Annotated in this window: 20 protein-coding genes; 10 read left to right on the forward strand and 10 right to left on the reverse strand. The window is 65.5% G+C overall.

What is annotated here, in order from left to right; genetic code table 11:
- Position 1 precedes the first annotated feature (1 nt).
- Positions 2-1,564, reverse strand: coding sequence for a glycosyltransferase family 39 protein (locus I6F36_RS30850; protein WP_225172851.1), 1,563 nt, complete (start codon positions 1,562-1,564; stop codon positions 2-4).
- A gap of 192 nt (positions 1,565-1,756) precedes the next feature.
- On the opposite strand from I6F36_RS30850, the gene I6F36_RS30855 reads away from it, so the two are divergent.
- From I6F36_RS30855 to I6F36_RS30870, 4 genes are all read left to right on the forward strand, one after another.
- The gene (locus tag I6F36_RS30855) at positions 1,757-3,484 is read left to right on the forward strand and encodes an adenylate/guanylate cyclase domain-containing protein (RefSeq protein WP_225172813.1); all 1,728 of its coding nucleotides are present in this window, start codon (positions 1,757-1,759) and stop codon (positions 3,482-3,484) included.
- 220 nt (positions 3,485-3,704) lie between these two features.
- On the forward strand, positions 3,705-4,904 hold the full coding sequence (locus I6F36_RS30860; protein WP_225151780.1) for a molybdopterin-dependent oxidoreductase: 1,200 nt from the start codon (positions 3,705-3,707) through the stop codon (positions 4,902-4,904).
- Positions 4,905-4,916: 12 nt separating this feature from the next.
- The gene (locus tag I6F36_RS30865; RefSeq protein ID WP_225172814.1) at positions 4,917-5,225 is read left to right on the forward strand and encodes a cytochrome c; all 309 of its coding nucleotides are present in this window, start codon (positions 4,917-4,919) and stop codon (positions 5,223-5,225) included.
- Positions 5,226-5,433: 208 nt separating this feature from the next.
- Entirely contained in the window at positions 5,434-5,634 is a 201-nt protein-coding gene (locus I6F36_RS30870) for a cold-shock protein (RefSeq protein WP_008563500.1), read from the forward strand.
- Between the two features lie 171 nt (positions 5,635-5,805).
- On the opposite strand, the gene I6F36_RS30875 is transcribed toward I6F36_RS30870, so the two are convergent.
- A complete protein-coding gene (locus I6F36_RS30875) occupies positions 5,806-6,267 on the reverse strand; it encodes an Lrp/AsnC ligand binding domain-containing protein (RefSeq protein ID WP_036009699.1) in 462 nt (153 codons plus the stop codon).
- A gap of 114 nt (positions 6,268-6,381) precedes the next feature.
- Here I6F36_RS30875 and putA point away from each other — a divergent pair, with 114 nt between their 5' ends.
- From putA to I6F36_RS30890, 3 genes are all read left to right on the forward strand, one after another.
- A complete protein-coding gene (gene putA / locus I6F36_RS30880; protein ID WP_225172815.1) occupies positions 6,382-9,381 on the forward strand; it encodes a bifunctional proline dehydrogenase/L-glutamate gamma-semialdehyde dehydrogenase PutA in 3,000 nt (999 codons plus the stop codon).
- Positions 9,382-9,496: 115 nt separating this feature from the next.
- The gene (locus I6F36_RS30885; protein WP_036028662.1) at positions 9,497-10,702 is read left to right on the forward strand and encodes a CaiB/BaiF CoA-transferase family protein; all 1,206 of its coding nucleotides are present in this window, start codon (positions 9,497-9,499) and stop codon (positions 10,700-10,702) included.
- A 164-nt stretch (positions 10,703-10,866) separates the two neighbouring features.
- Positions 10,867-11,514 carry a glutathione S-transferase family protein gene (locus I6F36_RS30890; protein WP_036009689.1) on the forward strand — a complete coding sequence of 216 codons (648 nt, stop codon included), beginning with the start codon at positions 10,867-10,869 and terminating at the stop codon, positions 11,512-11,514.
- 164 nt (positions 11,515-11,678) lie between these two features.
- Here I6F36_RS30890 and I6F36_RS30895 read toward each other — a convergent pair whose 3' ends face one another.
- From I6F36_RS30895 to I6F36_RS30920, 6 genes are all read right to left on the reverse strand, one after another.
- Complete coding sequence (locus I6F36_RS30895) at positions 11,679-11,843, reverse strand: hypothetical protein (RefSeq protein WP_167361650.1); 165 nt, start codon at positions 11,841-11,843, stop codon at positions 11,679-11,681.
- Positions 11,844-11,922: 79 nt separating this feature from the next.
- Complete coding sequence (locus I6F36_RS30900; RefSeq protein ID WP_225172852.1) at positions 11,923-13,461, reverse strand: hypothetical protein; 1,539 nt, start codon at positions 13,459-13,461, stop codon at positions 11,923-11,925.
- A 94-nt stretch (positions 13,462-13,555) separates the two neighbouring features.
- Positions 13,556-14,551 carry a hypothetical protein gene (locus I6F36_RS30905; protein WP_225172853.1) on the reverse strand — a complete coding sequence of 332 codons (996 nt, stop codon included), beginning with the start codon at positions 14,549-14,551 and terminating at the stop codon, positions 13,556-13,558.
- 313 nt (positions 14,552-14,864) lie between these two features.
- Positions 14,865-15,362 carry a TPM domain-containing protein gene (locus tag I6F36_RS30910; RefSeq protein WP_036009684.1) on the reverse strand — a complete coding sequence of 166 codons (498 nt, stop codon included), beginning with the start codon at positions 15,360-15,362 and terminating at the stop codon, positions 14,865-14,867.
- 5 nt (positions 15,363-15,367) lie between these two features.
- The gene (locus I6F36_RS30915) at positions 15,368-16,282 is read right to left on the reverse strand and encodes a YgcG family protein (RefSeq protein WP_036009682.1); all 915 of its coding nucleotides are present in this window, start codon (positions 16,280-16,282) and stop codon (positions 15,368-15,370) included.
- A gap of 131 nt (positions 16,283-16,413) precedes the next feature.
- Positions 16,414-17,022: a LemA family protein gene (locus tag I6F36_RS30920; protein ID WP_036009681.1), complete on the reverse strand. Its 609-nt coding sequence runs from the start codon at positions 17,020-17,022 to the stop codon at positions 16,414-16,416.
- Positions 17,023-17,165: 143 nt separating this feature from the next.
- On the opposite strand from I6F36_RS30920, the gene I6F36_RS30925 reads away from it, so the two are divergent.
- The 3 genes from I6F36_RS30925 to I6F36_RS30935 are packed head-to-tail and all read left to right on the forward strand — an operon-like array spanning position 17,166 to position 20,384.
- Positions 17,166-18,020, forward strand: a complete 855-nt coding sequence (locus I6F36_RS30925) for an enoyl-CoA hydratase (RefSeq protein WP_036028670.1) — start codon at positions 17,166-17,168, stop codon at positions 18,018-18,020.
- Between the two features lie 5 nt (positions 18,021-18,025).
- Complete coding sequence (locus I6F36_RS30930) at positions 18,026-19,174, forward strand: acyl-CoA dehydrogenase family protein (protein WP_225113908.1); 1,149 nt, start codon at positions 18,026-18,028, stop codon at positions 19,172-19,174.
- Positions 19,175-19,187: 13 nt separating this feature from the next.
- A complete protein-coding gene (locus I6F36_RS30935) occupies positions 19,188-20,384 on the forward strand; it encodes an acyl-CoA dehydrogenase family protein (RefSeq protein WP_225113907.1) in 1,197 nt (398 codons plus the stop codon).
- Positions 20,385-20,627: 243 nt separating this feature from the next.
- On the opposite strand, the gene I6F36_RS30940 is transcribed toward I6F36_RS30935, so the two are convergent.
- Complete coding sequence (locus I6F36_RS30940; protein ID WP_225172816.1) at positions 20,628-22,952, reverse strand: xanthine dehydrogenase family protein molybdopterin-binding subunit; 2,325 nt, start codon at positions 22,950-22,952, stop codon at positions 20,628-20,630.
- A 126-nt stretch (positions 22,953-23,078) separates the two neighbouring features.
- Entirely contained in the window at positions 23,079-24,185 is a 1,107-nt protein-coding gene (locus tag I6F36_RS30945) for a S1C family serine protease (protein WP_225172817.1), read from the reverse strand.
- Positions 24,186-24,286 lie beyond the last annotated feature (101 nt).

Raw genomic sequence — 24,286 nt, forward strand, 5'->3', positions numbered from 1 at the left:
CTTACCCTCCCGCTCCAGGCTCCTGGAGAGGCTTGGAGAGAGAACGCGAGCGCCCGCCGGCGTCCGCCAGCACCTTCCACTGGAACAGCGGCGAGTCCTTTGGCGGCGAGAGCTGCGGGGTCCAGCCGGTGAGCTTTTCGATCACATAGGTGTCCGCCACGACGCCGCGCCAGCGGCGTTCGACCGTGGCGAGTTGCTCGCGCTGCGCCGGAATGTGCTCCCACAGCGATGCGCGGTTGTCCGGCTCGCGCCCGACATAGATCCCGGCATGGCCCTTGATCCTGTCCATGCCGGGATCGCGGAAGTCCTGGAAGCGGCCGCGCTCGTTGAGCTCGATCACGGGCACGCGGCCCCGGAACAGCCAGCGCATCATGGCGTAGGTGCGGTAGTCCGTGGTTGCGATCCAGGTCGCGCCTGTTGCGTCGAGGGCGGCTTGGGCCTGCGCGGCGACCTGCTCGTAGCCGGCCTCGGCGCCGATCGGGTCGATCTTGCCGAGCAGATTCCAGGGCGCGGCAACGTAGTAGAGGAACACGATGATGACGAAGGGAATGCCTAAGACGATCGCTGTCCTGGCCCAGAACAGCGAGGAGTCCAGCATCCTGGCGGACCATCCCTCTTTCCTCATCGTGACGAGGTTGGCCGCGGTGGCGGCAAAACCGGCTGGCCACATGAACATCGGCCAGGTGTCGCCGACGCGCAGCGTCAGCGACTTGAAGAAGAAATAGGCGAACGGCACCAGCACCGCCGTCGACAAAAGGATCGCGATTGGCTCGCGCGTGCGATAGCCGCGCCACGCCGTCAGCACCAGGCCCGTCAGCACCACCGGCAGCAAGACGAAACCGACCAGGCCGAATTGTAGGCCGATGTAATCGCCGATCGTACGCAGCGAGACGCCGTAATTGGCGGTGGCGCGCACGCCCTGGAAACGGAACGAGGCCCAGTCGTGCTGCACGTTCCAGATCAGCACCGGCGAGAACACCGCTATCGCGACCAGGACGGCGAGATAGGGGTACGGACTGCGCAGCCAGCGCCAGCGCCAATCCGGCACCAGCAGAAAGGCGGCAACGGCCGGCGCGAACATGATCACAGTAAATTTCGACAGCATCGCGAGGCCCGCGAACAGACCGGCCGCCAACCACCAGCGGCCATCGCCGCTTTGCGCCAGCCGCACCAGCGACCACATCATCGCGACCGCGAACGGGATCATGGCGACGTCGGGCGCGACCTTTGCCATCAACAGGCCGTAATAAAGCGCGGCCTCCGGCATCAGCACCGCGAACACGATCGCGCGCGCATCATGGGTGAGGCGGCGGACGATGTCGGCGAGCAATAGCTGCGTCACCAGCATGGCGACGATGCCGCCGAAGCGGACGCCGAGATTGGTATCGCCGAAGATCGCGGTTCCGAAGCGGATCAGCCAGGCGATGCCGGGCGGATGATCGAGGAAGCTGAGCGCAGCCTCCTTCGACCAGGTCCAGTAATAGGCTTCGTCGGTGCGCAGCTCGATGGCCGAGGCATAGACGATGCGGAGCAGCGTCATCGCGGCGATGATCGCTGCAGCCATGAGGATCAGACGCCGTTCGGCGCCGTCAGGCTTTGCAGAGATGTCGGGAGCGATCGTCACGGCGGCGCTTTTCCCCGACTTGGAAGGGGGAGTCAATGTGGGGCCGTCGTCCCTGTGATCCTGCTGGCTGTCCATATCGGAAATTAAAGGTTACGCTGGCTGGTCTCCTCCAGGACCTGACACAACCGAATCATGGCCACCGCTCCCACACAGATGTCAGTCGTCCGCGCTGCCGGGGTGCGGCAGGTGCGACTCGTTTGCGGTATCATCCTGTTCGCCTTTGTCGTCAGTCATTTCCTCAACCACGCGCTCGGCAACATCTCGGTCGATGCCATGGAGACCGGGGTCTACTACCACACGCTGTTCTGGCAGTTCCTCCCGGTCGCGATCGTGTTCTACACGGCCGCCCTCACCCATATGGGCCTCGGCGTCTACGCGCTGTATCAGCGCCGCCAGTTCCGCTGGCGAACGATCGAGCCGCTCCAGCTCGTGCTCGGCTTGAGCATCCCCGTCCTCGTCATGGGCCATGTCATCGGCGTGCGGCTCGCGCAGACGCTGTACGGACACGAGAAGCTGTATCCGCAGGAGCTCTATTTGTTCTTCGTCGCGGCGCCGGGCCTGCTCTGGCAGATGACGATCCTGCTTCTCATCGCCTGGGTGCACGGCTGCATCGGCGTCTATTTCTGGCTTCGGCTGAAGCCGTTCTTCACGCGCGCGGCGCCCTATCTGCTCGCGGCCGCCGTGCTGATCCCGACGCTATCGCTGCTCGGCATCTACCAGGGCGGCCGCAGCGTCGCCGCCGACAGTGACGACGGCGAATGGCGTAAGCAGCATCTCACCCGCAGCAAGGTCGGCACGGTTGCGGAAGGCAACACGCTCGAGCGCATCGCGGGCGGTCTCACCATGGGCTATTTCGGTCTGTTGGGACTGGTGCTGGCGGCGCGCGGCGTGCGCGCCCTGCGCGAACGGCGCGGCGGCATGATCGCGCTGTCCTACGGCAACGGCAAGACGGTGCGGGTCCCCAAGGGCCTGTCGGTGCTGGAGGCGAGCCTGCGCCACAACGTGCCGCACGCCAGCGTCTGCGGCGGCCGCGCCCGCTGCTCGACCTGCCGCATCCGTATCATCGGCGATCATGATGCCCTGCCCACTCCGTCGCAGCGCGAGGCTTTCGTGCTCACCCGCGTCGGCACCGCCGATCCCTCGATCAGATTGGCCTGTCAGCTGCGTCCGACCTCCGATCTCTCGTTCTTCCAGCTCTTCGCAGCTCACACGCATGCAACGGACGGAGTCTCGACATCGGCCAGTATCGGCCAGGAGCGCTATCTCGTCAGCCTGTTCGTGGACATGCGCGGCTCGACTCAGCTGGCCGAGAAGCGCCTGCCGTTCGACACGGTCTTCATCGTCAACCGCTTCCTCGGCGCGGTGTCGCAAGCGGTGATCGAGAACGGCGGCCAGCCGAACCAGTTCGTCGGCGACGGCATGCTGGCGCTGTTCGGACTCGCGGCCGACCCGCAAACCGCCTGTCGGCAGGCGATGAAGGCCGCCGCGGGAATCGCTGCGCATATCGACGAGCTCAACGATCTCCTGAGCCACGATCTGCGCCAGCCGATCCGCTTCGGCATCGGCATCCACGGCGGCGAGGTCATCATCGGCGACATCGGCTATCGCGATCACATCGTCTTCACCGCGCTCGGCGATGCCGTCAACGTCGCCGCCCGCCTGCAGGACATGACCAAGACGCTGGCCTGCGAGGCGATCGTCTCGGACGAAGTGCGCCGTACCGCTGATATTGCCGACGACGCACTGCCGCAGCAGGAGGTCGCCATCCGCGGCCGCGACCAGCCGCTCGCAGTGCGCGTGGTGGCGAATGCGAGGGAGCTGGCGGCGCTGGTCGATCGCAGCAAGCGCGTGGCGGCGTGATTCTTTACCTCTCCCCGTAAGAACGGGGCGAGGGAGCGCACCGTCGTCGCGGCCTACTGCTCGTCAATCTCGTTACGAGCACAACACCGGCCTGCTGCAACGCAGCGGCATGGGCTTGCTGCGAAAGCGCGAATTGACTTCACGCAAATGGTTGCGACAGATGAGCGCAGGATCGTGCTGATGACCGCCGATCCAACGAGAAGCTCCGGGAGGAGAAAGAATGTTCGATCGACGCGACCTGCTCAAGGGAGCAGGCCTTGCCGCCATGGCGGCCACACTGAATTCCACCAAGGCGCTGGCCCTCGACACGGTGACCCTGCCCTTCGCCAATGGCGAACGGCCGCTGGTGAAATATCCGCAGAAGCGGCCGATGATCGGCCTGACCAGCCGGCCGCCGCAGCTCGAGACCCCGTTTGCGGTGTTCAACGACGGCCCGATCACGCCGAACAACGCGTTCTTCGTGCGCTACCACCTCTCCGACCTGCCCTACGATCTCAACCCCGACAAGTTCACGCTGGAGGTCAAGGGCAAGGTCGACAAGCCGCTGAAATTGTCGCTGAAGGACATCCGCAAGATGAAGGCGACGGAGATCGTCGCCGTCAACCAGTGCTCCGGCAACAGCCGCGGCTTCTTCGAGCCGCGCGTCGCCGGCGGTCAGCTCGCCAACGGCGCGATGGGTTGCGCGCGCTGGCGCGGCGTGCCGCTGAAGAACGTGCTGGAGATGGCCGGCGTGCACAGCGGCGCCAGGCAGGTCACCTTCAACGGCATGGACGGACCGGTCAACGACAAGACGCCGGATTTCATCAAGGCACTCGACATCGATCACGCCACCGACGGCGAGGTGATGCTGGCCTATGGCATGAACGGCGAGGACCTGCCGTTCCTCAACGGCTTTCCGCTGCGCCTGATCGTGCCCGGCTATTTCGGCACCTACTGGGTCAAGCACCTCAACGAGATCACCGTCATCGACGACGTTTATGACGGCTTCTGGATGAAGTCGGCCTACCGCATCCCCGACACGCCGAACAATGCGGTCGAGCCGGGCACCGCGCCAAAGGCGACGATCCCGATCAACCGCTTCACCATCCGCTCCTTCATCACCAGCGTCCCCGATGGCGCCAAGCTGAAGGCGGGAGCCGTGACCCTGCGCGGCATCGCGTTCGATGGCGGCAAGGGCATCAAGCAGGTCGAGGTCTCCACCGACGGCGGCAAGACCTGGGTCGGCGCCAAGCTCGGCAAGGACCTCGGCAGGTACGCCTTCCGCGAATGGAAGCTGCCGGTGAAGCTCGCGGCCGGCAGCCACGAGCTCAAGGTCCGCGCCACCGGCAATGGCGGTGAGACCCAGCCGGACATGCCGCGCTGGAACCCGGCGGGTTACTTGCGCAACGTCGTCGAAACCGTTCGCGTCAGCGTGGCCTGAAGGAGACTGATCATGCAGCGCATCGTTCTCCTCGCCATCACGCTCGCCGTCACCGCATTGATGGGCTCGTCACTTGCAGCGCCCGTCAATTACAAGACCCCGGACGAAGTCGCCGCCTTCAAGCCCGGTCCCAATCTCGAGGTCGTGCAGGGCAATTGCAGCGCCTGCCATTCGTCCGACTACGTCGCCACGCAGCCGCCGATGAAGGACAAGAGGGCGTTCTGGCAGGCCGAGGTGACCAAGATGATCAAGCTCTATGGCGCACCGATCGACGATGCCGATGTCGGCAAGATCGTCGATTATCTGACCGCGACCTACTGACGGATGGCATCACGCGCCCCTGCCATTTGACCGCGAAACGGGCAAAACCGGCAAAAACGCCGCGAAGTTGAGCGGAATTCGGCGAAATGGCGATGTGGTTTGAGCTACCAAGCCTGCCACATTCCGCGTATCCTGTTAGGACCGAACCGGCCGGTTGGCGGGGACTGGCGGTTCGAGATCTCGGAGGAAGACCCGCGGAGAAGTCGTGATGGCTAAAGGTACGGTCAAGTGGTTCAACCCGACGAAGGGTTATGGATTTATCCAGCCTGCGTCGGGTGGCAAGGATGTGTTCGTGCATATCTCGGCAGTGCAGAAGGCCGGTCTGTCGACCCTCAACGAGGGACAGACGGTGGAATACGAAGAGATCGCAAACCGGGGCAAGACCTCCGCGGAAAACCTCAAAGTATAAGCCCGCGCCAGCCTTTGCTGCCTCCCGGATTTGTCCGGGAGCGGGCCAAGAAAATTTAAGAAGACGGCCGGTGCATTCGACGACAGGCGTTGCGATTGCACAAGGATAGCTATTTTTCCTTGCGAAGACCGCTCATCGAACCACAGCAATGACAATCGCGACTGCACTTCGCTAACCCACCGGCAGCGGTGCGTCGCGCTTGATCTCCTCCATCACCGCATAAGTTCGCGTCTCGCGCACGCCCGGCATCGACAGCAGGGTCTCGCCGAGAAAGCGTCGATAGGCGGTCATGTCTGCAAGCCGCGCCTTCACAAGATAGTCGAAGCCGCCGGCAACCATGTGACACTCCAGCACTTCAGGGGCGAGCCTCACGGCTCGGGCGAACCGCTCGAAATTGTCGGGCGTGGTCTTGTCGAGCAGCACCTCGACGAACACCAGGAGCCCAAGGCCGAGCCGGTGCGGGTTGAGCCGCGCGCCATAGCCTTCGACAAAGCCCTCGCGCTGCAGGCGCTTCAACCGCTCGCCGATCGAGGTCGGCGACAGCCCGATGCGCTCGGCGAGCTCGACATTGGCGATGCGCCCATCCTCCTGCAGGATCGAGAGGATTTTCCGGTCTGTTCGATCGAGTTCCATATCTTATCTGGCCAAATGGGTAATCCTCTTCATTTGCTAAGGCAAACTGGCTAAATTGTCTATCGAACTACGGTCACGCGGGCCTTATCCTGGATTTCAGCCACAGGACACGCCATGCCGAACATCCCGCCCCCCTTCTCCGCGCCCTACGCCCCCGATGATTCCGAGATCGCCGCAAAGGTTCTGCCGGCCTCGCATCTCATCCCCGCACGGGAGGCCCGGATCGACCGCATCGCGACGCGGCTGATCGAGGCGATCCGCAAGCGCGACGACCGGCTCGGCGGGGTCGAGGACATGCTGCGGGAGTTCGCGCTCTCGACCAAGGAGGGGCTGGCGCTGATGGTGCTGGCGGAAGCGCTGCTGCGCGTGCCCGATGCGCGCACGGCCGACCAGTTCATCGAGGACAAGCTCGGCGAAGGCGATTTCATCCATCACGAGACCAAGTCCACCGCGTTCCTGGTCAACGCTTCGGCCTGGGCGCTCGGCCTGTCGGCGCGGGTGATCCAGCCCGGCGAGACGCCCGACGGCACCATCGGCCGATTGGTGAAGCGGCTCGGCGCACCGGCGGTGCGCACCGCGACGCGCCAGGCGATGCGGTTGATGGGCAACCATTTCGTGTTAGGGGAGACGATCGAGCAGGCGCTGGAGCGGGCTCGGCCGCGCTCGGGCCAGAAGCCGCGCTATTCCTTCGACATGCTCGGCGAAGGCGCGCGCACGGCCGCCGATGCCAAGCGCTATTTCGACGCCTATGCCAGCGCGATTGACACGATCGGCAAGGCTTCGGGCAACCATCCCCTGCCCGACCGGCCCGGCATCTCGGTCAAGCTCTCGGCCCTGCATCCGCGCTTCGAGGCGATCAGCCGCGGCCGCGTGATGGCCGAGCTGGTGCCGCTATTGCTGGACCTTGCGCAGCGCGCCAAGACGCATGACCTCAACTTCACCGTCGATGCCGAGGAAGCCGACCGGCTGGAGCTGTCGCTCGACGTGATCGCGGCGACGCTCGCCGATCCCTCGCTTTCCGGCTGGGACGGATTTGGCCTCGCGATCCAGGCCTATCAGAAGCGTGCTAGCGCGGTGATCGACTATGTCGATGAACTCGCCCGCGCGCATGACCGCAAGCTGATGGTGCGCCTGGTCAAGGGCGCCTATTGGGACACCGAGATCAAGCGCGCCCAGGAGCGCGGGCTCGACGGCTATCCCGTGTTCACGCGCAAGGCGATGACCGATCTGAACTTCGTCGCCTGCGCGACGAAGCTTCTCGCCTTGCGGCCGCGCATCTTCCCGCAATTCGCCACCCACAACGCGCTGACGGTCGCGACCGTGCTGGAGCTCGCAGCAGATGGCGGCGGCTTCGAGTTCCAGCGCCTGCATGGCATGGGCGAAGCGCTCTACGAGCAACTCGCAAAGGATCATCCTGACATCGCCTATCGCACCTATGCGCCGGTCGGCAGCCATCGCGACCTGCTCGCCTATCTGGTGCGGCGCCTGTTGGAGAACGGCGCCAACTCGTCCTTCGTGGCGCAGGCGGCCGATTATCGCGTGCCGGTTTCGGCGCTGCTGCAGCGCCCGGCGAATGCCATCGGCCAGGCGTTGCAGGCCCCTCATGCCAAGATTCCGTTGCCGGCAGATCTGTTCGCGCCGGAGCGGCGCAATTCGCGCGGCGTCGAATTCGGTGAGCGTGCCGCGCTCGACCAGCTGCTGACGGACGTGAAGGCCGCGGCGGCCGACCTCAAGCCTGTCGCTGACGCAACACGGGATCAGGCCAACGCGGCGGTGACGACTGCGCGCGCCGGCTTTACTGCCTGGAGCCGGACACCTGCAGGCACACGCGCGGCGGCGCTGGAGCAGGCCGCGCATCTTCTGGAAACCCGCGGCGCCCGTTTCATCGCGCTGCTGCAAGCCGAGGGCGGCAAGACGCTCGACGACGCTCTGTCCGAGCTGCGCGAAGCCGCCGACTTCTGCCGCTACTATGCCGCGCAGGGCCGCAAGCTGTTCGGAAACGATGCCGCCATGCCCGGCCCGACCGGCGAGAGCAATGTGCTTAGCCTGCGCGGCCGCGGCGTGTTCGTCGCGATCTCGCCGTGGAATTTTCCGCTCGCAATCTTCCTTGGCCAGGTGACCGCGGCGCTGATGGCCGGCAATAGCGTGGTGGCGAAACCCGCCGAGCAGACGCCGCGCATCGCGCGCGAGGCCGTAGCCCTGCTGCACGAGGCCGGCATCCCCAGAAGCGCGCTGCATCTCGTCACCGGCGACGGCCGCATCGGCGGCGTCCTCACCGCGCATCCTGATGTCGCCGGAGTAGTCTTCACCGGCTCGACCGACGTCGCGCGCCAGATCAACCGGACGCTGGCCGCCAAGGACGGGCCGATCGTGCCGCTGATCGCGGAGACCGGCGGCATCAATGCCATGATCGCGGATGCGACCGCACTGCCCGAGCAGGTCGCCGACGACGTCGTGACCTCTGCGTTCCGCTCCGCAGGCCAGCGCTGCTCGGCCTTGCGGCTTTTGTTCGCGCAGGAGGATGTCGCCGACCGCATGGTCGAGATGATCGCGGGCGCCGCGCGCGAACTGAAGATCGGCGATCCCGCGGATGTCGCGACCCATGTCGGTCCGGTGATCGATGAGGAGGCCAAGCAGCGCCTCGATGCGCATATCGCGCGGATGAAGCGCGAGGCGCGGCTGCATTTTGCGGGCACCGCGCCGGATGGCTGCTTCGTCGCGCCGCATATCTTCGAGCTCAAGGAGGCCGGTCAGCTCACCGAAGAGGTGTTCGGCCCGATCCTGCATGTCGTGCGCTATCGCGCGGAGAACCTCGAACGTGTATTGCAATCGATTGCGCGCACCGGCTACGGGCTCACCCTCGGCATCCATTCGCGCATCGACGACACCATCGAGGCCATCGTCGACCGCGTCCAGGTCGGCAACATCTACGTGAACCGCAACATGATCGGCGCCGTGGTCGGCGTGCAGCCGTTCGGCGGCAGCGGCCTGTCCGGAACCGGCCCCAAGGCCGGCGGCCCGCACTACCTCGCGCGCTTTGCCACCGAGCAGACCGTGACGATCAACACGGCTGCGGCCGGCGGCAATGCCGCATTGCTTGCGGGGGAGGAGTGAGGCCCTGCGCCAGGTGCCGTTGCATCCCGGCAAAACATCGGTCTAATGCTCTCATCACGCGCCCGCGCCAATTCCAGCGCGCGGGAAACGACTGAAGCGAGGGAGCGACGCCGCGATGGAGAAGGGCATTTTTGCAGGCCTGAAGGTGCTGGACTGCGCGAGCTTCATCGCAGCGCCCGCGGCCGCGACCGTGCTGTCGGATTTCGGCGCCGACGTCATCAAGATCGAGCCGCCCGGCACTGGCGACCCCTATCGCAACCTGCCGAACCTGCCGGGCTATCCCTCAGGCGAGCACAATTTCGCCTGGCTCTTGGAGGCGCGCAACAAGAAGAGCATCGCGCTCGACCTGTCGAAGCCGGAAGCGCAGGCCGTGCTCTACAGACTGGTGGAGGAGGCCGACGTCTTCATCACCAACATGCCGCCGCCGGTGCGCACCAAGCTTGGCATCACCTATGACCACCTCGCCCATCTCAACGACCGGCTGATCTACGCCTCCTTCACCGGCTATGGCGAGAAGGGCGAGGAAGCCAACAAGCCCGGCTTCGACAGCAACGCCTATTGGGCGCGGTCCGGCCTGATGGATCTCGTCCGCGCCGACACCGACACCACGCCGGCGCGCTCGGTCGCGGGCATGGGCGACCACCCTTGCGCCATGGCATTCTACGGCGCGATCGTCACCGCGCTGTATCAGCGCGAGAAGACCGGCAAGGGCTCGCATGTCGCGTCCAACCTGATGGCGAACGGGGTGTGGGCCGCGAGCGTGCTGGCGCAGGCCAAGCTCTGCGGCGCCAAGTTCGGCGAGCGGCGCCCGCGCGAGCGCGCGCTTAACGCGGTGGCCAATCATTACCAGTGCAAGGACGGCCGCTGGCTGATCCTGTCGCTGCTGAACGAAGAGAAGCAGTTTCCGACGCTGGCCAAGTGCCTGGGCCGCGAGGATCTGATCAACGATCCCCGCTTCGCCACCAAGGCCGACCGTCACGCCCGCTCGGTCGAGCTGATCAGGATCCTGGACGAGACCTTCGCCACCAGGGATCTCGCCGAATGGCGGAGAATCCTCGACGGTAACGGCCTCGTGTTCGGCGTCGTCGCCATCCTGGACGACATCCCCAACGACAAGCAGATGCTCGACAACGAGGTGCTGGTGCCGTTCGAGAACGACACCATGCTGACCATCAACAGCCCGATCTGGATCGACGGCGCCAAGAAGGTGCAGCCGCGCAAGCCGCCAGCCGTCGGCGAGCACAGTGACGAGATTTTGCGCGGGGCGGGATTTGACGAGGCGGCGATCAAGGCGCTGCGGGGGTCGGGGGCTGTGGGGTAAGGCCGAGTCGGTTGCTCCGAACACCGTCATTGCGAGGAGCCCTTGCGACGAAGCAATCCAGACTGTCTCCGCGGAAAGATTCTGGATTGCTTCGCTGCGCTCGCAATGACGATGCCGGACTATCTCGCTATAACAATCGGCAACACACAGTGCCGCGAGGTCCCATGCCCAGCTACCGCCTGCACTACTTCCCCGAATCCGGCAACAGCTACAAGCTGGCGCTGATGCTGACGCTCTGCGGCGAGACGTTTGAGCCGGTCTGGACCGATTTTGCCGGCGGCGTCACGCGCACGGCGGAATGGCGCAAGGCCGTCAACGAGATGGGCGAGATTCCCGTGCTCGAGATCGACGGCGTGAAGATGACGCAGACCGCGCCGCTGCTGCTGAAACTGGCCGAGCAATACGGCCGTTTCGGCGCCGAGACGGAGGACGAGAAGTTCGAGCTGCTGCGCTGGCTGTTCTGGGACAACCACAAGCTCACCGGCTACATGGCGACCTACCGCTTCATGCGCGCCTTCACCGAGAAGAACGATCCGCAGGTGCTGAAGCATTTTCGCCGGCGGCTCGAAGACTTTCTCGGTATCCTCGACGGCCATCTCCAGCACAATGCATTCGCGATCGGCGCAAGGCCGACGGTCGCGGACATCTCGATGATGGCCTATCTGCATTATCCCAGCGACGAGCATGGCTTCGATTTCGCATCGAGCCATCCCGCCATCCACGCCTGGCTCGGCCGCATGGCCGCGCTGCCGGGCTGGAAGCAGGCCTACGAGCTGCTGCCGGGAAAACGGATGACGAACTACGCGACGTGAGGACTCTCTCTTCTCTTCTCCCTCTCCCCGTTCTTACGGGGAGAGGGTTGGGTGAGGGGCTTCTCTCCACATGTGAGTTCGTCGAGGGACCTGTACCCCCTCACCCGAATTCGATCTGCGATCGAATTCGACCTCTCCCCGCAAGCGGGGAGAGGTAAGCAAGCTCACCTCAGCGACAGCCAGCCCAGCGTGAACAGAATTCCGCCGATGATGACGGCCACCGCGACGGCCCAGATGCTGACGCGGGCGCTGCCGGTGACCTGCTTGACTTCCTCGTTCCGCGCGATCTCGCGATTGCGCGCCTTGTTGGCGTTGCCGGTATCCGTCATGGGTCATCCAAATCGCTTGAGACTTTATCTTGCGCGTGATCCTTCGGAAAACCGCTCCACACTTTTCCTGGATCACGCGCTAACGCGTCTTGATGAAGCACATGCCGATGCGGCGCGAGGCCGCGGCGGCCTGGCAGGTCAGACCGCTAGCACAGCTCCATGACGTAAAACTCCTGTCCGGCGTTCCCGATCCCGGATCTTGCAGGGAACAATGCGCGCCCCAGCCGTCCTGATATTCGCTGCCGTCCAGCTCGCTGCTGCCGCGGGTCTGCGGCCGGCTGGCAAATCCGCGTGAGAGATCAGGGGTTTTTCCGGCCGCGAACGCGGTCAGGATGTCGCGGCGGCGGAGCTGGTCGCCGAAGAAGTGCGGCGAGGCCGCCACGATGGCGGCATTCGACGGTCTGTCCGCAAGCCAATCGACGCCCGGGAAATGGAAGCCGCCGATGCCACGGGTCTGGTGACAGCCGGTGCAGGTGACGTCGTTGAGCCGGCGCTGGAAGCCTGCGACCGAACGGACGTTCTGCATGTCGAGGCCGCGTGCCGCCGCCCGCTTCAGCGCGCCGACCACGTCATTGTCGGTGAAGACGGGATCGCCTTTGCCCTCCCCCTGCATCATGCCGAACTCCGGCTGCAACGCCGAGGCGTCGAGGCCGGCGGGGGTCGGCACAATTGCGGCCCTGGCCAGGAATTTCTCGGGGATCAACACCGTGCCGCGATCGAATTCACGCAAGTTCTCGGGCGCGAGCAGCCAGGCCTTGAAGTCGCGCCGCAGCGCATCGTCAGCAAGAATGCGATCGCGGTCGATCTGGTTCTCCAGCGTCGATTCCACGAATGTCCTGGTGGCGGCATTGTACTTGAACACCTTGAGAAGATAGTCGGAGCGGAAATCGTGCAGCGCCGATTTCGGCGCGACCGAGACCTGGATGTTGGTCTCGATGCTGTCGAGCATGGCTTCGTCAGGCGGAGCGCGACCGCCGATCAAGCCCTGCCAGTCGCCATTGTCGAGCCAGCGCCGCGCGATCTCGGCGCAGCTGATCGGCTTGCCGTTCGCATCCGTCTGGCGCCCATCGCGCGCCTTCATCACGAGGTTGAATGTCATCGGCAGGCGCGTTGCGGTCTTGCCGCCATCCGGCCCGCTGTCGAAGCGCGCCAGACGATAGATCAGCCGGATCTCGCCACAGGACTCTTCCGAGACATAGGCACGATCCATGCGATTGACGATGCCGGCCAGCACGAAGCGCGCCTCGCGCGATTTCAGATTGGCCCGATCGAACAATTGTACGTCGAAGCCCTCGCCGACGCCGATGGTCTCGCCCGGATAGGTCGCCCTGAACCATGCGATATAGCGGTCGAATTCCGCATCGATCGCGGGCAGAATGTCTTTCAGCTGCGGCAGCGAGGCGAACATCGGCTCGGTCGTGAGCGGGACGTCCGAATTCCGCTCCGGCGACAAAAGACGCGAGATCGTCAGCGTGTTGTTCTGGTCGAGCTTGCGCAGGAGATCGGGATCGGTAATCGCGGTGCCGCGCGTCAGCGCGGCATTCTCCGCTGCGAACAGCGAAACCACACCGCCCAGCAATGCGGCGGCAGCAACGAGAATTCGCAAGGCGCGGCCCATGCCTGAGGTAACACCGCGCAGGGACACCTATTCAAGCAAAAAGGCGCCTCACATCGCAGTGAAGCGCCTCTTCGAAAGTCGGATATCGGAACGCTCAGCGTCCGGTGATCAGCCCCCTCGAGGTGACGACCACCCAGCGGCCATCCTGGCGGCGGATCGCATCGACACGGCCGACGCCGGGGATGGGGTCGCCGGGATAGACCTCGTAGAGGCCGTCGCGGCCCTCGATCAGCGCGCCGCCATTGCCGGCGCTGCGCAGCCGCCAGCCTTCGATCGTCGGCAGACGCCCAACTTCGGTCTTGGGAGCTGCGGGCGCCGGGACCGGTGCGGCCGCCGCGGTCGCGACCTGCGTCGGCGCGATCGAGCCGGTGGTCTCCTTGGGCACCGCTGCAGCGGCCTGCGCAGGCGCGGCGGGCGGCGTGGCGCGGAGCTTGTCTACGGCCTCGGACAGCTTTGCGATCCTGGCCAGCGGCTCGGCCTGCGCCTTTTCGAGCTTGTCCAGGCGGTCGTTGGCCCGGTTGAACTGGGTGAGGCCGGTCTTCGAGCTCTGCTCGACATTGGCCTTCAGGGCGACGAGGTCGGCGTCGATCCGCGCCACGGACGCATCCAGCGCGCTGGTATCGGCGACCTGGACCGGAGCCGGGGCGGGTGCGGCGAAACGCATCATGCCGGCGGTCGCAAGCGCGCCGCTGATCGCGCCGACGCTGGCGGCAATCGCCACCACCGCGGCCATCGCCGACAGCCGGCGCTTGCTGCCGGACTCGCGCGGCTCGTCGGCCTTCCCATGCGGGGCGAACTCCTCGCGCTCCCAGGCGCGGTCGGCGGGCGGCATGACGATGAGCTTGCCGTGCTTCGGCTCGGGCTTGGCCTCAGCTTTGGCGTCAGTCTTGGCGTCAGTCTTGGCCTCAAACTTCGGCACTTCGATCCGCGGCGGCTCAATCTTCGGGGCGTCCGCCTTGACCGGATCGGGCTTGGGCGGCGCTTCGTGGTCGGGGGCGATCGAGGGGGCCTCGATACCCGCGGCAGCCTCGATGGCCTGCGGCGCTGCCGCGTCGATGGCAGCGGAATCCTGGGCAGCCTGCTCGGGCATTGGTTCGCTCACGGCTCAAATACTCCAGTCTCGGTTGACCTTTTGGTAACTTTCATTGCTTGCGAAATCCTTACCTCGGGACCCGCTTACCGAAATTTTAGGAATTCATCCGGGGCCGAATTGGGCCGGGAAAGTGGAACCGGTGTGGCGGGCGTGAAACAGTTCGTAATCGGGGGAAGATGAACGGGGGCGGAATGGCCCCCATGGCGTCATTGCGAGCGCAACTCCGCGGAGGCAGTCTGGATTGCTTCGTCGCAAGGGCTCCTCGCAATGAGGGAGCGCGCCGCGCGCGCTCCGATCAAATCACTATCCGTCACATCACGACGGGAGCATCCGGCAGCTCGTTCGCATGCGGCCCTTGCTTAGGAAAATGCTTTGCCATTTCGCGCGAGACGGCCTCGATGCCACTGATCACGCCGCGTTCGAACCGGCCCGATCTGAACTCGGCCTCTATCGCGCGGCAGATCGTCTCCCAACCCTCCGCGCCGACCTTCGCGTCGATGCCGCGATCGGCGATGATCTCGACGTCGCGGTCCGCGAGCAGGAGATAGATCAGGACGCCATTGTTGTGGGCGGTGTCCCAGACACGCAGATGCGAGAACACGTCGAGCGCGCGCTCGCGGGCCGGCTGGTTGCGGAACAGCGGGCCGCCGTCGAGCGCCCCTTCGACGACGAAGCGGACCTGGCCGGAATGGGTGGCTTCGCCGCGCTTGATCGCCTGCTCGATGCGGTCGAGCACCGCTTGCGGAAAGATCTGCTTCGCCCGCCAGTGATGCTGCACGAGATGTCGGGCAATGCGCTTGATGCTCATGATCGCTACCAGCTCCCCGAGGCGCCGCCGCCGCCAAAACTGCCGCCGCCGCCGCTGAAGCCGCCGCTACTCGACGATCCGCTACTCCATCCGCCGGAGGAGCCGCTCGACCACGAGCCGCCGCGCGAGCGGCCCGTGCCCGGCGTGATCGCCGAAAACAGATCGGCGATGAATCCGACGATGAAGCCGAGGATGCCGACAGCCGCCGCGAGCGCCGCGGAGCCGAGAATGAGCCAGGTTACCGCTGCGATGATGCCCCCGGTCACCAATGATCCGAGCAGCCGCCCCAGGATGGCGCGGAAGAACCCGCCGACGCCGATCGAGGCAAACAGCGCCACCGCAAACACCGGCGCCAGATCATCCAGACTATTGTGGGCGAAGTTGACGCTGCGCGAGGGTGACGGCAGCGGCTCGCCGTCGATCACCCGCAACATGCGGTCCACGCCTGCGCTGATGCCCGCGGCGAAATCGCCACTCCTGAACTTGGGGGTGATCGCCTCGTCGATGATGCGCCGAGAGGTGACGTCGGTGAGCACGCCTTCGAGACCGTAGCCGACCTCGATGCGCAAATGCCGGTCGTTCTTGGCGACGACGAGAATCGCGCCGTCGTCGACCTTCTTGCGACCGATCTTCCAGGCCTCCGCGACGCGAATCGAGAATTGCTCGATCGTCTCCGGCTGCGTGGTCGCGACGATCAGGACAGCGATCTGGCTGCCCTTGCGGTTTTCGAAGTCGCGCAGCTTTTGCGTGAGCGTGGCGATGTCGCTGCTGGAGAGCGTGCCGGTCTGATCGACGACACGGCCGGTGAGCTGGGGGACGGCGACGTCGGCATGGGAGGGGAAGGCAAAGGTGAGGAGGAGGGCGATGGCGAACACAAAAGAGGCGATCGCTCGATGCGCCCACCAAATCCTCGCTGTCATCGCCCGGCTTGACCGGGCGATCCAGTATTCCAGAGACGCCCGTGGGATGCGGAGAGGCTGCGGCGTACTGGATTCCCCGCCTTCGCGGGGAATGACAGCGGAGTGTGGGGCGCGCATTCGAAACGACGCGCTTACTTCGACGGCGCCGGCGCCGCGTTAAAGTCCACCTTCGGCGCGGTCGAGATCGCCTTCTCGTTCTCGACAGAGAAGTTCGGCTTCTCCTTGTAGCCGAACGCCATCGCGGTGAGATTGGTCGGGAACGAGCGGACGGTGACGTTATAATCCTGCACCGCCTTGATGTAGCGGTTGCGCGCCACCGTGATGCGGTTCTCGGTGCCCTCGAGCTGCGACATCAAATCCTTGAACAGGGCATCGGACTTCAGCTGCGGATAGTTCTCGGTGACGACCAGGAGGCGCGACAGCGCGCTGGAGAGCTCGCTCTGCGCGGCCTGGAATTTCTGGAACGCGGCGGGATCGTTCAGCACCTCCGGCGTCGCCTGAATGCTGCCGACCTTGGCGCGTGCATTGGTGACGCCGAGCAGCACGTCCTTCTCCTGCTGGGCAAAGCCCTTCACCGAGTTGACGAGATTGGGCACGAGATCGGCGCGGCGCTGATACTGGTTCACGACCTCGGACCAATTGCCCTTGATCTGCTCGTCCTCGCTCTGGATCGCGTTGTAGCCGCAATTGGTCAGGCTCAGCGAGGCCAGGGCGGCCAGCACGGTCAGGATCTTGCGCATTAAATTTCTCCCGGTGGAATCCGGCGCAAACTATCAGATTGCGCGCCTGAGAAAAGCAGCAGGCTGACGCAAGCCTCTTGCCTCGCACCGGCCGACATAGTCAACTCCGGCAAAACAAGAGCGGAAACACCAGGGGGAACGCGATGTCCTCGTTCGAGACCATCCTCGTGGAACGGCCTGAGCCGGCGATCGTCCGTGTCGTGATGAACCGGCCCGAGGCGCGCAACGCGCAGAACCTGCAAATGACCTACGACCTCAACGCCGCCTTCGACGCGGCGGTGCAGGACGATGCGGTCAAGGTGATCATTCTCGCCGGGAACGGCCCGCACTTCTCCTCCGGCCACGACCTGCGCCCCGGAGACAAGAATACCGCAGGGGTCGATTTCCCGCCGATTGGAAATTGGGGCGGTTTCGCCGAGCCGAACGCCCATGGCCGGTTCGCCCGCGAGCAGGAAATTTATCTCCAGATCACCCGGCGCTGGCGCAATCTGGCAAAGCCCACCATTGCCGAGGTGCATGGCAAGTGCATCGCCGGCGGCTTGATGCTGGCCTGGGCCTGCGACCTCATCGTCGCCAGCGACGATGCGCAGTTCTGCGATCCCGTCGTCACCATGGGCGTGTGCGGCGTCGAATGGTTCGTGCATCCCTGGGAGCTGGGGCCACGCAAGGCCAAGGAGTTCCTGTTCACCGCCGACAGCTGGAGCGCGCAGGAGGCGCACCAGCTCGGCATGGTCAACCAAATCGTGCCGCGCGCCGAGCTGTCGTCGCGCGTGCTGGAGCTGGCGCGAAGGATCGCGACAAAACCGTCCTTCGCGCTGAAGCTGACCAAGGAGGCGGTCAACCGCTCGGTCGACGTCATGGGCCAGCCGGCCGCGATCGACCAGGCCTTCGCGCTGCATCAGCTCTGCCACGCGCACAATCTCCAGGAGTTCGGCATGATCGTCGATCCATCCGGCCTGCATCCCTCCGTGCGCAAGCCGCCGGCCGCCGCGGAGTAGACGCGATGGATCTCAATCTCAGTGACGAGCAAAAGTTGCTGCGCGAAAGCGCGGAACGTTTCGTGGCCGAGAGCTACGATGCCGAGCACCGCCGCACAATCGCGAATGATCCGCTCGGCTTCAGCCCGGCCGTTTGGAAGCAATTCGCCGAGCTCGGCTGGCTGGCGCTGCCGCTTCCGGAAGAGTTCGGCGGGCTCGGCGGCGGCGCGGTCGATATCGGCATCTTGATGGAGGCCTTCGGCCGGGGCCTGGTTTCTGAGCCTTATGTCGCAACCGTCGTGCTCGGGGCCGCGCTGATCGCCAGATGCGGCACCAGCGAGCAGAAGCAGGCGAGCCTGCCCAAGGTGGCGGACGGATCACTGAAGCTTGCCCTGGCGCATTCGGAGCGCGCCGCCCGGTTCGATCTTGCCAAGGTCACGACCAGCGCCAACAAGACCGGACAAGGCTGGCGCCTTTCCGGCAGCAAGATCGCCGTGCTCGACGGACATGCCGCCGACGAGATCATCGTCTCCGCCCATATCCACGATCATCGGGGCCCCTCGGGCCGGATCGGCCTGTTCCTCGTGCAGGCGACGACGTCAGGCCTCGTCATCAGTGATTATCCGCGTCTCGGCGGCGGACGCGCCTGCAACATCGAGCTGTTCGACGCGCATCTGCCGGAAGACGCCCTGCTCGGCGACGGCAGCGACGCCGTGCCCGCGATCGAATGGGCGATCGATCGCGCCATGGCCGCGCTCGGTGCGGAAGCTGTCGGCATCATGCAGACGCTGCTCGACACCACGCTCGACTACACCAAGATCCGAAAACAATTCGGCCGGCCGCTCTCCGCCAACCAGGTGATCCGCCACCGCCTCGCCGACATGGCGATGCAGGTGGACGAGGCCCGCTCGATGGCGCTGCGCGCGGCGTTGAAGGCCGATAGCGCGCCGATCGAGCGTGCCCGGGCAGCCTCGGGCGCGAAGGCGAAGATCGGCAAATGCGCGCGCTTCGTCGGCGAGCAGTCGATCCAGCTCCATGGCGGCATGGGCGTCACCGAGGAGCTTGAGGTCGGCGCCTATTTCAAGCGCCTCGTCGCGTTCGACACGCTGTTCGGCGGCAGCGCGCATCACTATGCCCGCCACGCCGAGCTGAGCCGCAGGGCCATCTCTGCTTAACAAGGAGCGCATCATGGACCTGTCGTTCAATGCCGAGGAGCGCGCCTTCCAGAGCGAGGTGCGCGGCTTCATCGCCAAGAATCTCACCGAGGAAATGAAGCGCGCGACCGCGCTGACGCCATCGGTGTTCTCCGATCCCGACATCGGCATGGCCTGGCAGCGCGCGCTGCACGCCCAAGGCTGGGGCGCGCCGGGCTGGCCGGTCGAATATGGCGGCCCCGACTGGACGCCGGCGCAGCGCTGGATCTTCGAGACTGAATGCGCCCGCGCCGGCGTGCCCAACGTCAACGTGATGGGCGTGAAGATGGTCGGGCCCGTCATCATCGGCTTCGGCAGCCCCGAGCAGAAGAATTTCTACCTGCCGCGGATTCTCTCCGGCGAGGATTATTGGTGCCAGGGCTATTCCGAGCCGGGCTCCGGCTCAGATCTGTCGTCCCTCAAGACGCGCGCGGTGCGCGACGGCGACGACTACATCATCAACGGCACCAAGATCTGGACCACGCATGCGCATCACGCCAACCGCATGTTCGCGCTGGTGCGCACCAGCGACGGGGCGCGGCAGCAGGACGGCATCAGCTTCGTCCTGATCGACATGAAAACGCCGGGCATCACCATCCGTCCCATCCTTACCATCGGCGGCGACCACGAGGTCAACCAGGTGTTCTTCGACGACGTGCGCGTGCCCGTCGCCAATCGCGTCGGCGAGGAAGGCAAGGGCTGGACCTACGGCAAATATCTGCTCGAGTTCGAGCGCGGCGCGGGCATCGCCTCGGCCAAGCTGCGCGAAGGATTGAAGGCGGTTGCCGATCTTGCCGAGTCCGACCTCACGGGCCGCGCCATCGACAGCCCCGACATCGCGACGCGGATTGCCGAGGTCGAGGTCGACATCGACGCGCTCGAGATGACGGAGCTGCGCGTGCTCTCGGCACTCCAGACCGGCCAGAATCCCGGCGCGGTGTCGTCGATCCTGAAGCTGCGCAACAGCGAGATCCGCCAGGCCGTGACGCGGTTGGGAGCCGACGTGATCGGCCACGACGCCCTCGCCGTCGAGCCGATGCGCCCGCTCTACAAGCTCAACCACGAGCCGGCGACGCCTGAGGAGATGCTGACGGTGATGCCGGAATATCTCAACGGCCGCGCCTACACCATCTTCGGCGGCACCTCGGAAATACAGCGGGATATTATCGCGAAGATGATGCTGGGGATTTAGGGCATGTAGCCCGGATGGAGCGCAGCGCAATCCGGGATATGGCGAGCGCCTGTGCTCCGATCTCCGCTGTCGTCCCCGCGAAGGCGGGGACCCATAACCCCAGGGAGAGGTTATGGGGCGAGCTGGTCACTCCGAGTCTTCGCCAAACCACTCCCTGTGGTTACGGGTCCCGGGCTCGCGCTTTGCGCGCCCCGGGACGACGAGCTGAGTTTGGTGCAATAGCCTGCGCAACAGCTAGCGCACCTAGCCCGCCGCCTTCGCGTCCCGGATCGCCTGCCACACCTTCTGCGGCGTCAGGGGCGTGTTCAGCTGGGTGATGCCGAGCTCGGCGAGCGCGTCCATCACGCCGTTGGTGACGCAGGGCGGGCCGCCGATGGCGCCGGATTCGCCGCAGCCCTTGGCGCCGAGCGGATTGGTGCGGCAGGGCGCGGAATCATCCAGCGTCACTACGATCGGCGGCACGTCGTCCGCGCGCGGGATGCAGTAATCCTGGTAGCTCGCCGTCAGCAGCTGGCCGTCGGCATCATACGACACGCCTTCATACAGCGCCTGGCCGATGCCTTGCGCGACGCCGCCATGGATCTGGCCGGTGACCAGCATCGGGTTCACGGCGACGCCGACGTCGTCGACCGTGGTGTAGCGCACGACCTTGGAGACGCCGGTCTCGGGGTCGATCTCGACCTCGCAGATATGCGTGCCGTTCGGCCAGCTGGGACCATCGACCTCGCCTTCGGAATCGACGCTGAGCCTGGCGCCGCTCTCCTTCTCGGCGAGATCGAACAGGCTGATGCGGCGGTCGGTGCCGACCACGGTGAGCATGCCGCCCTGATATTCGATATCCTCGACCGAAGTCTCCAGCACGTTCGCTGCTTTCTCGCGCGCCTTCTGGATCAGATCGTTGGAGGAGACCGCGACCGCCGTGCCACCGACGAACAGCGACCGCGAGCCGACGCTGCCGAAGCCCATGGCAAGATCGGTGTCGCCCTGCACCACGTCGATCTTGTCCATGGCAATGCCGAGCGTGTCGGAGATCATCTGGGTGTAGGTGGTCTGCAGCCCCTGCCCCATCGCCATGGTGCCGGAATGCAGCACAACGCGGCCTTGCGAGGTCGCTTGCAGCGTGACCTTCTCGGTGTGGGCGCGGCCGCCGGTCCACTCGATGTAGGAGGTGAGTCCGCGGCCGTAGAGCAGGCCCTTCTTCTTCGCGGCCTTCTTGCGCGCGGCAAAGCCGTCCCAGTCAGCGAGCTTCACGGCGCGGTCGAGCATGTGCGCGAAGGCGCCGGAATCGTAGACCTGGCCGGCCGCATTGGTGTAGGGCAGCTGCGCCGGCTTGATGTAGTTGGCCTTGCGGATCGCGCGCGGATCCATGCCGATTTTTCGCGCAGCGGCGTCGAACAGGCGCTCGACGATGAACACCGCCTCAGGGCGGCCGGCGCCACGATAGGCCCCGACCGGCGCGGTGTGGGTCATCACCGACTGCACCTCGAAGTGCACCAGCGGCAGGTCGTAGACACCGGTCTGTACGAACGGCCCGAGCACCAGCGGGATGATGTTGGCCGCGCCCGAGGAATAGGCCCCGGTGCAGCCGATCGACTTGACGCGATAGGCCAGCACCTTGCCCTTCTCATCCAGCGCGAAGGACGCCTTGGACGTGAGATCGCGGCCGTGGGTGCCGCCGACGAACTCGTCGGTGCGGTCGCCGCGCCAGCGGATCTTCTTGTTCAGCTTGGTCGCGGCATAGGCGACGATGCCGTCCTCGGGATAGAGATTGGTCTTCTGGCCGAAGCCGCCGCCGATGTCGCCGACCAGCACGCGGACACTGTCCTTGGGACGCTTGAGCACGGCTTCCGCCAGCACGTCGCGGGTCGAGGCCGGCGTCTGCGACTGCACGTGCAGCAGGAGACGGCCGGACTTCTTGTCGATCTCGGCAATGGTCGAGCGCGGCTCCATCGCGGACGGAACGAGACGCTGGCTGACGATATCGAGCTCGACGGTGTGCGCGGCCTTGGCAAAGGCCTCGTCGACCTTAGCGGCATCGCCGTAGCTCATGGCGCCGACGATGTTGTCGGGCGCCTCCGGCCACACCACGGGCGCACCTGATTTCACCGCCTCGACGGGATCGACCACCGCGGGCTGCACATCGTATTCGACCGCGATCGCCTCGGCCGCGCTCTGCGCCTCCACGCGCGATGACGCCACCACCGCGGCCACGGCCTCGCCGGCGTAGCGGACGACCTCGTGGGCGAGCAGCCGGCGCGGCGGCACGGTCATCGGCTTGCCGTCCGGGCGCTTGAAGATGTTCAGCGTCGGGATGGTGCCGATGTCGTCCTTGACCAAGTCCGCGCCGGTGTAGATCGCGGCAACGCCCGGCATCGAAGCCGCGGCGCTGGTGTCGATCGAGACGATCTTGGCGTGGGCGTGCGGCGAGCGCAGCACGTGCAACCACAGCGCGCCGTCCTCCGGCTTGTCGTCGATGAACTGTCCCTTCCCGGTGAGCAGCCTCTGGTCTTCCAAACGCTTGACGGGCTGCCCCGCTCCGAAACGCAAATTGCCGGGAAGAATGTTCATTCCGCTGTATCCTCGAGATCGGGAAAAACGACGGCGGCGGTTTTAACCGATTTTGCGCGCCAGACAACCGAGCCCCGGCGCATCTGCAATGCGCGTCAGGGCCCCTTGCAGGCGCGGATTGGGCGGCTAGGACCTGTCGATATCGACAATGCTCACATTCACGTCACGGGTGTCCGAGCCGCGCTTGACCGTGAGCCGAACGGTCTTTCCGGCCCCGGCCTGCTCGAGCGCATCGGTCAGGTCGGCAAGGCGCCGCACCGGCTTGCCTTCCACCGCGGTGATGATGTCTCCGACCGCTCCCGTGGAAAAGTTGACACCGCGAATCCCCGCCCGCTCGGCAGGACTGCCGGGGGCCGTCCGCACCACGATCACCCCTTCGACAGCAAGCCGGGTCGAAACATCCTCGCGGGCGGCCACGATGCCGATGCCCGGCGTCGGCACGCGGCCGTTGCGGATCAGCTCAGGGACGATCCGGTTCACGACGTCGACCGGGACCGCGAAGCCGATGCCGGCGTTCGAGCCGGACGGCGAGATGATGGCTGTGGTGACGCCGATCAGCCGGCCGGCGGAATCCAGCAGCGGCCCGCCCGAATTGCCGGGGTTGATCGCAGCATCGGTCTGGATGACGTTGGCGATCTCCCGGCCGCCATGGGTCGGGAGCCGGCGCTTGAGCGCGCTGATGATGCCAGAGGTCATCGACTGATCCAGCCCGAAGGGATTGCCGATCGCGAAGGCGGATTGTCCGACTTTCAGGTCGCTCGAACTGCCGAGAGCGATCGGCGCTGGAAGCTGGCGCACGCTGCGGATGCGCAACACCGCGAGATCGTAATTGGGCGCCGTGCCGACCAGGTCGACCTGGGCCACCTCACCCGAGGCAAAGCGCACGGCGATCTCGCCGCCATTGGCGACAACATGATTGTTCGTCACCAGGTGGCCGTCGCGGTCCCAGACAAATCCCGTGCCGGAAGCACCGCCGCCGGCCTGGCTCTCCTCGCCCATGAGGGGACTTGCCGCCGACTTGGCCGCAACCTGAACGACCGACGGCGATACGCGCTCGAAGATGTCGATGGTCGCCTTCTCGCCGTCCCACAGCGGCCCGCGCTGCTCGACGGCACGTGCGGAGGGCGCGGCCCATGGGACATACGAGACGGGGACATGCAGGATCTTCGCGGCCGTGACCGCGACCAGCAGGGCGGCGAAGGCTGCCGCGGCAATCGCATAGCGACGATTCATTGGGTGATCACCGTGTCTTGTGCTGAATGCGGGCTGTGAGATGCACATGCATGAACTGGCAGGATCTCGCTTACGCAGCAACGTCGCAAACGCGCGGAAGT

Source organism: Bradyrhizobium sp. BRP19, from assembly GCF_020194195.1.
Classification (GTDB): Bacteria; Pseudomonadota; Alphaproteobacteria; order Rhizobiales; family Xanthobacteraceae; genus Bradyrhizobium; species Bradyrhizobium yuanmingense.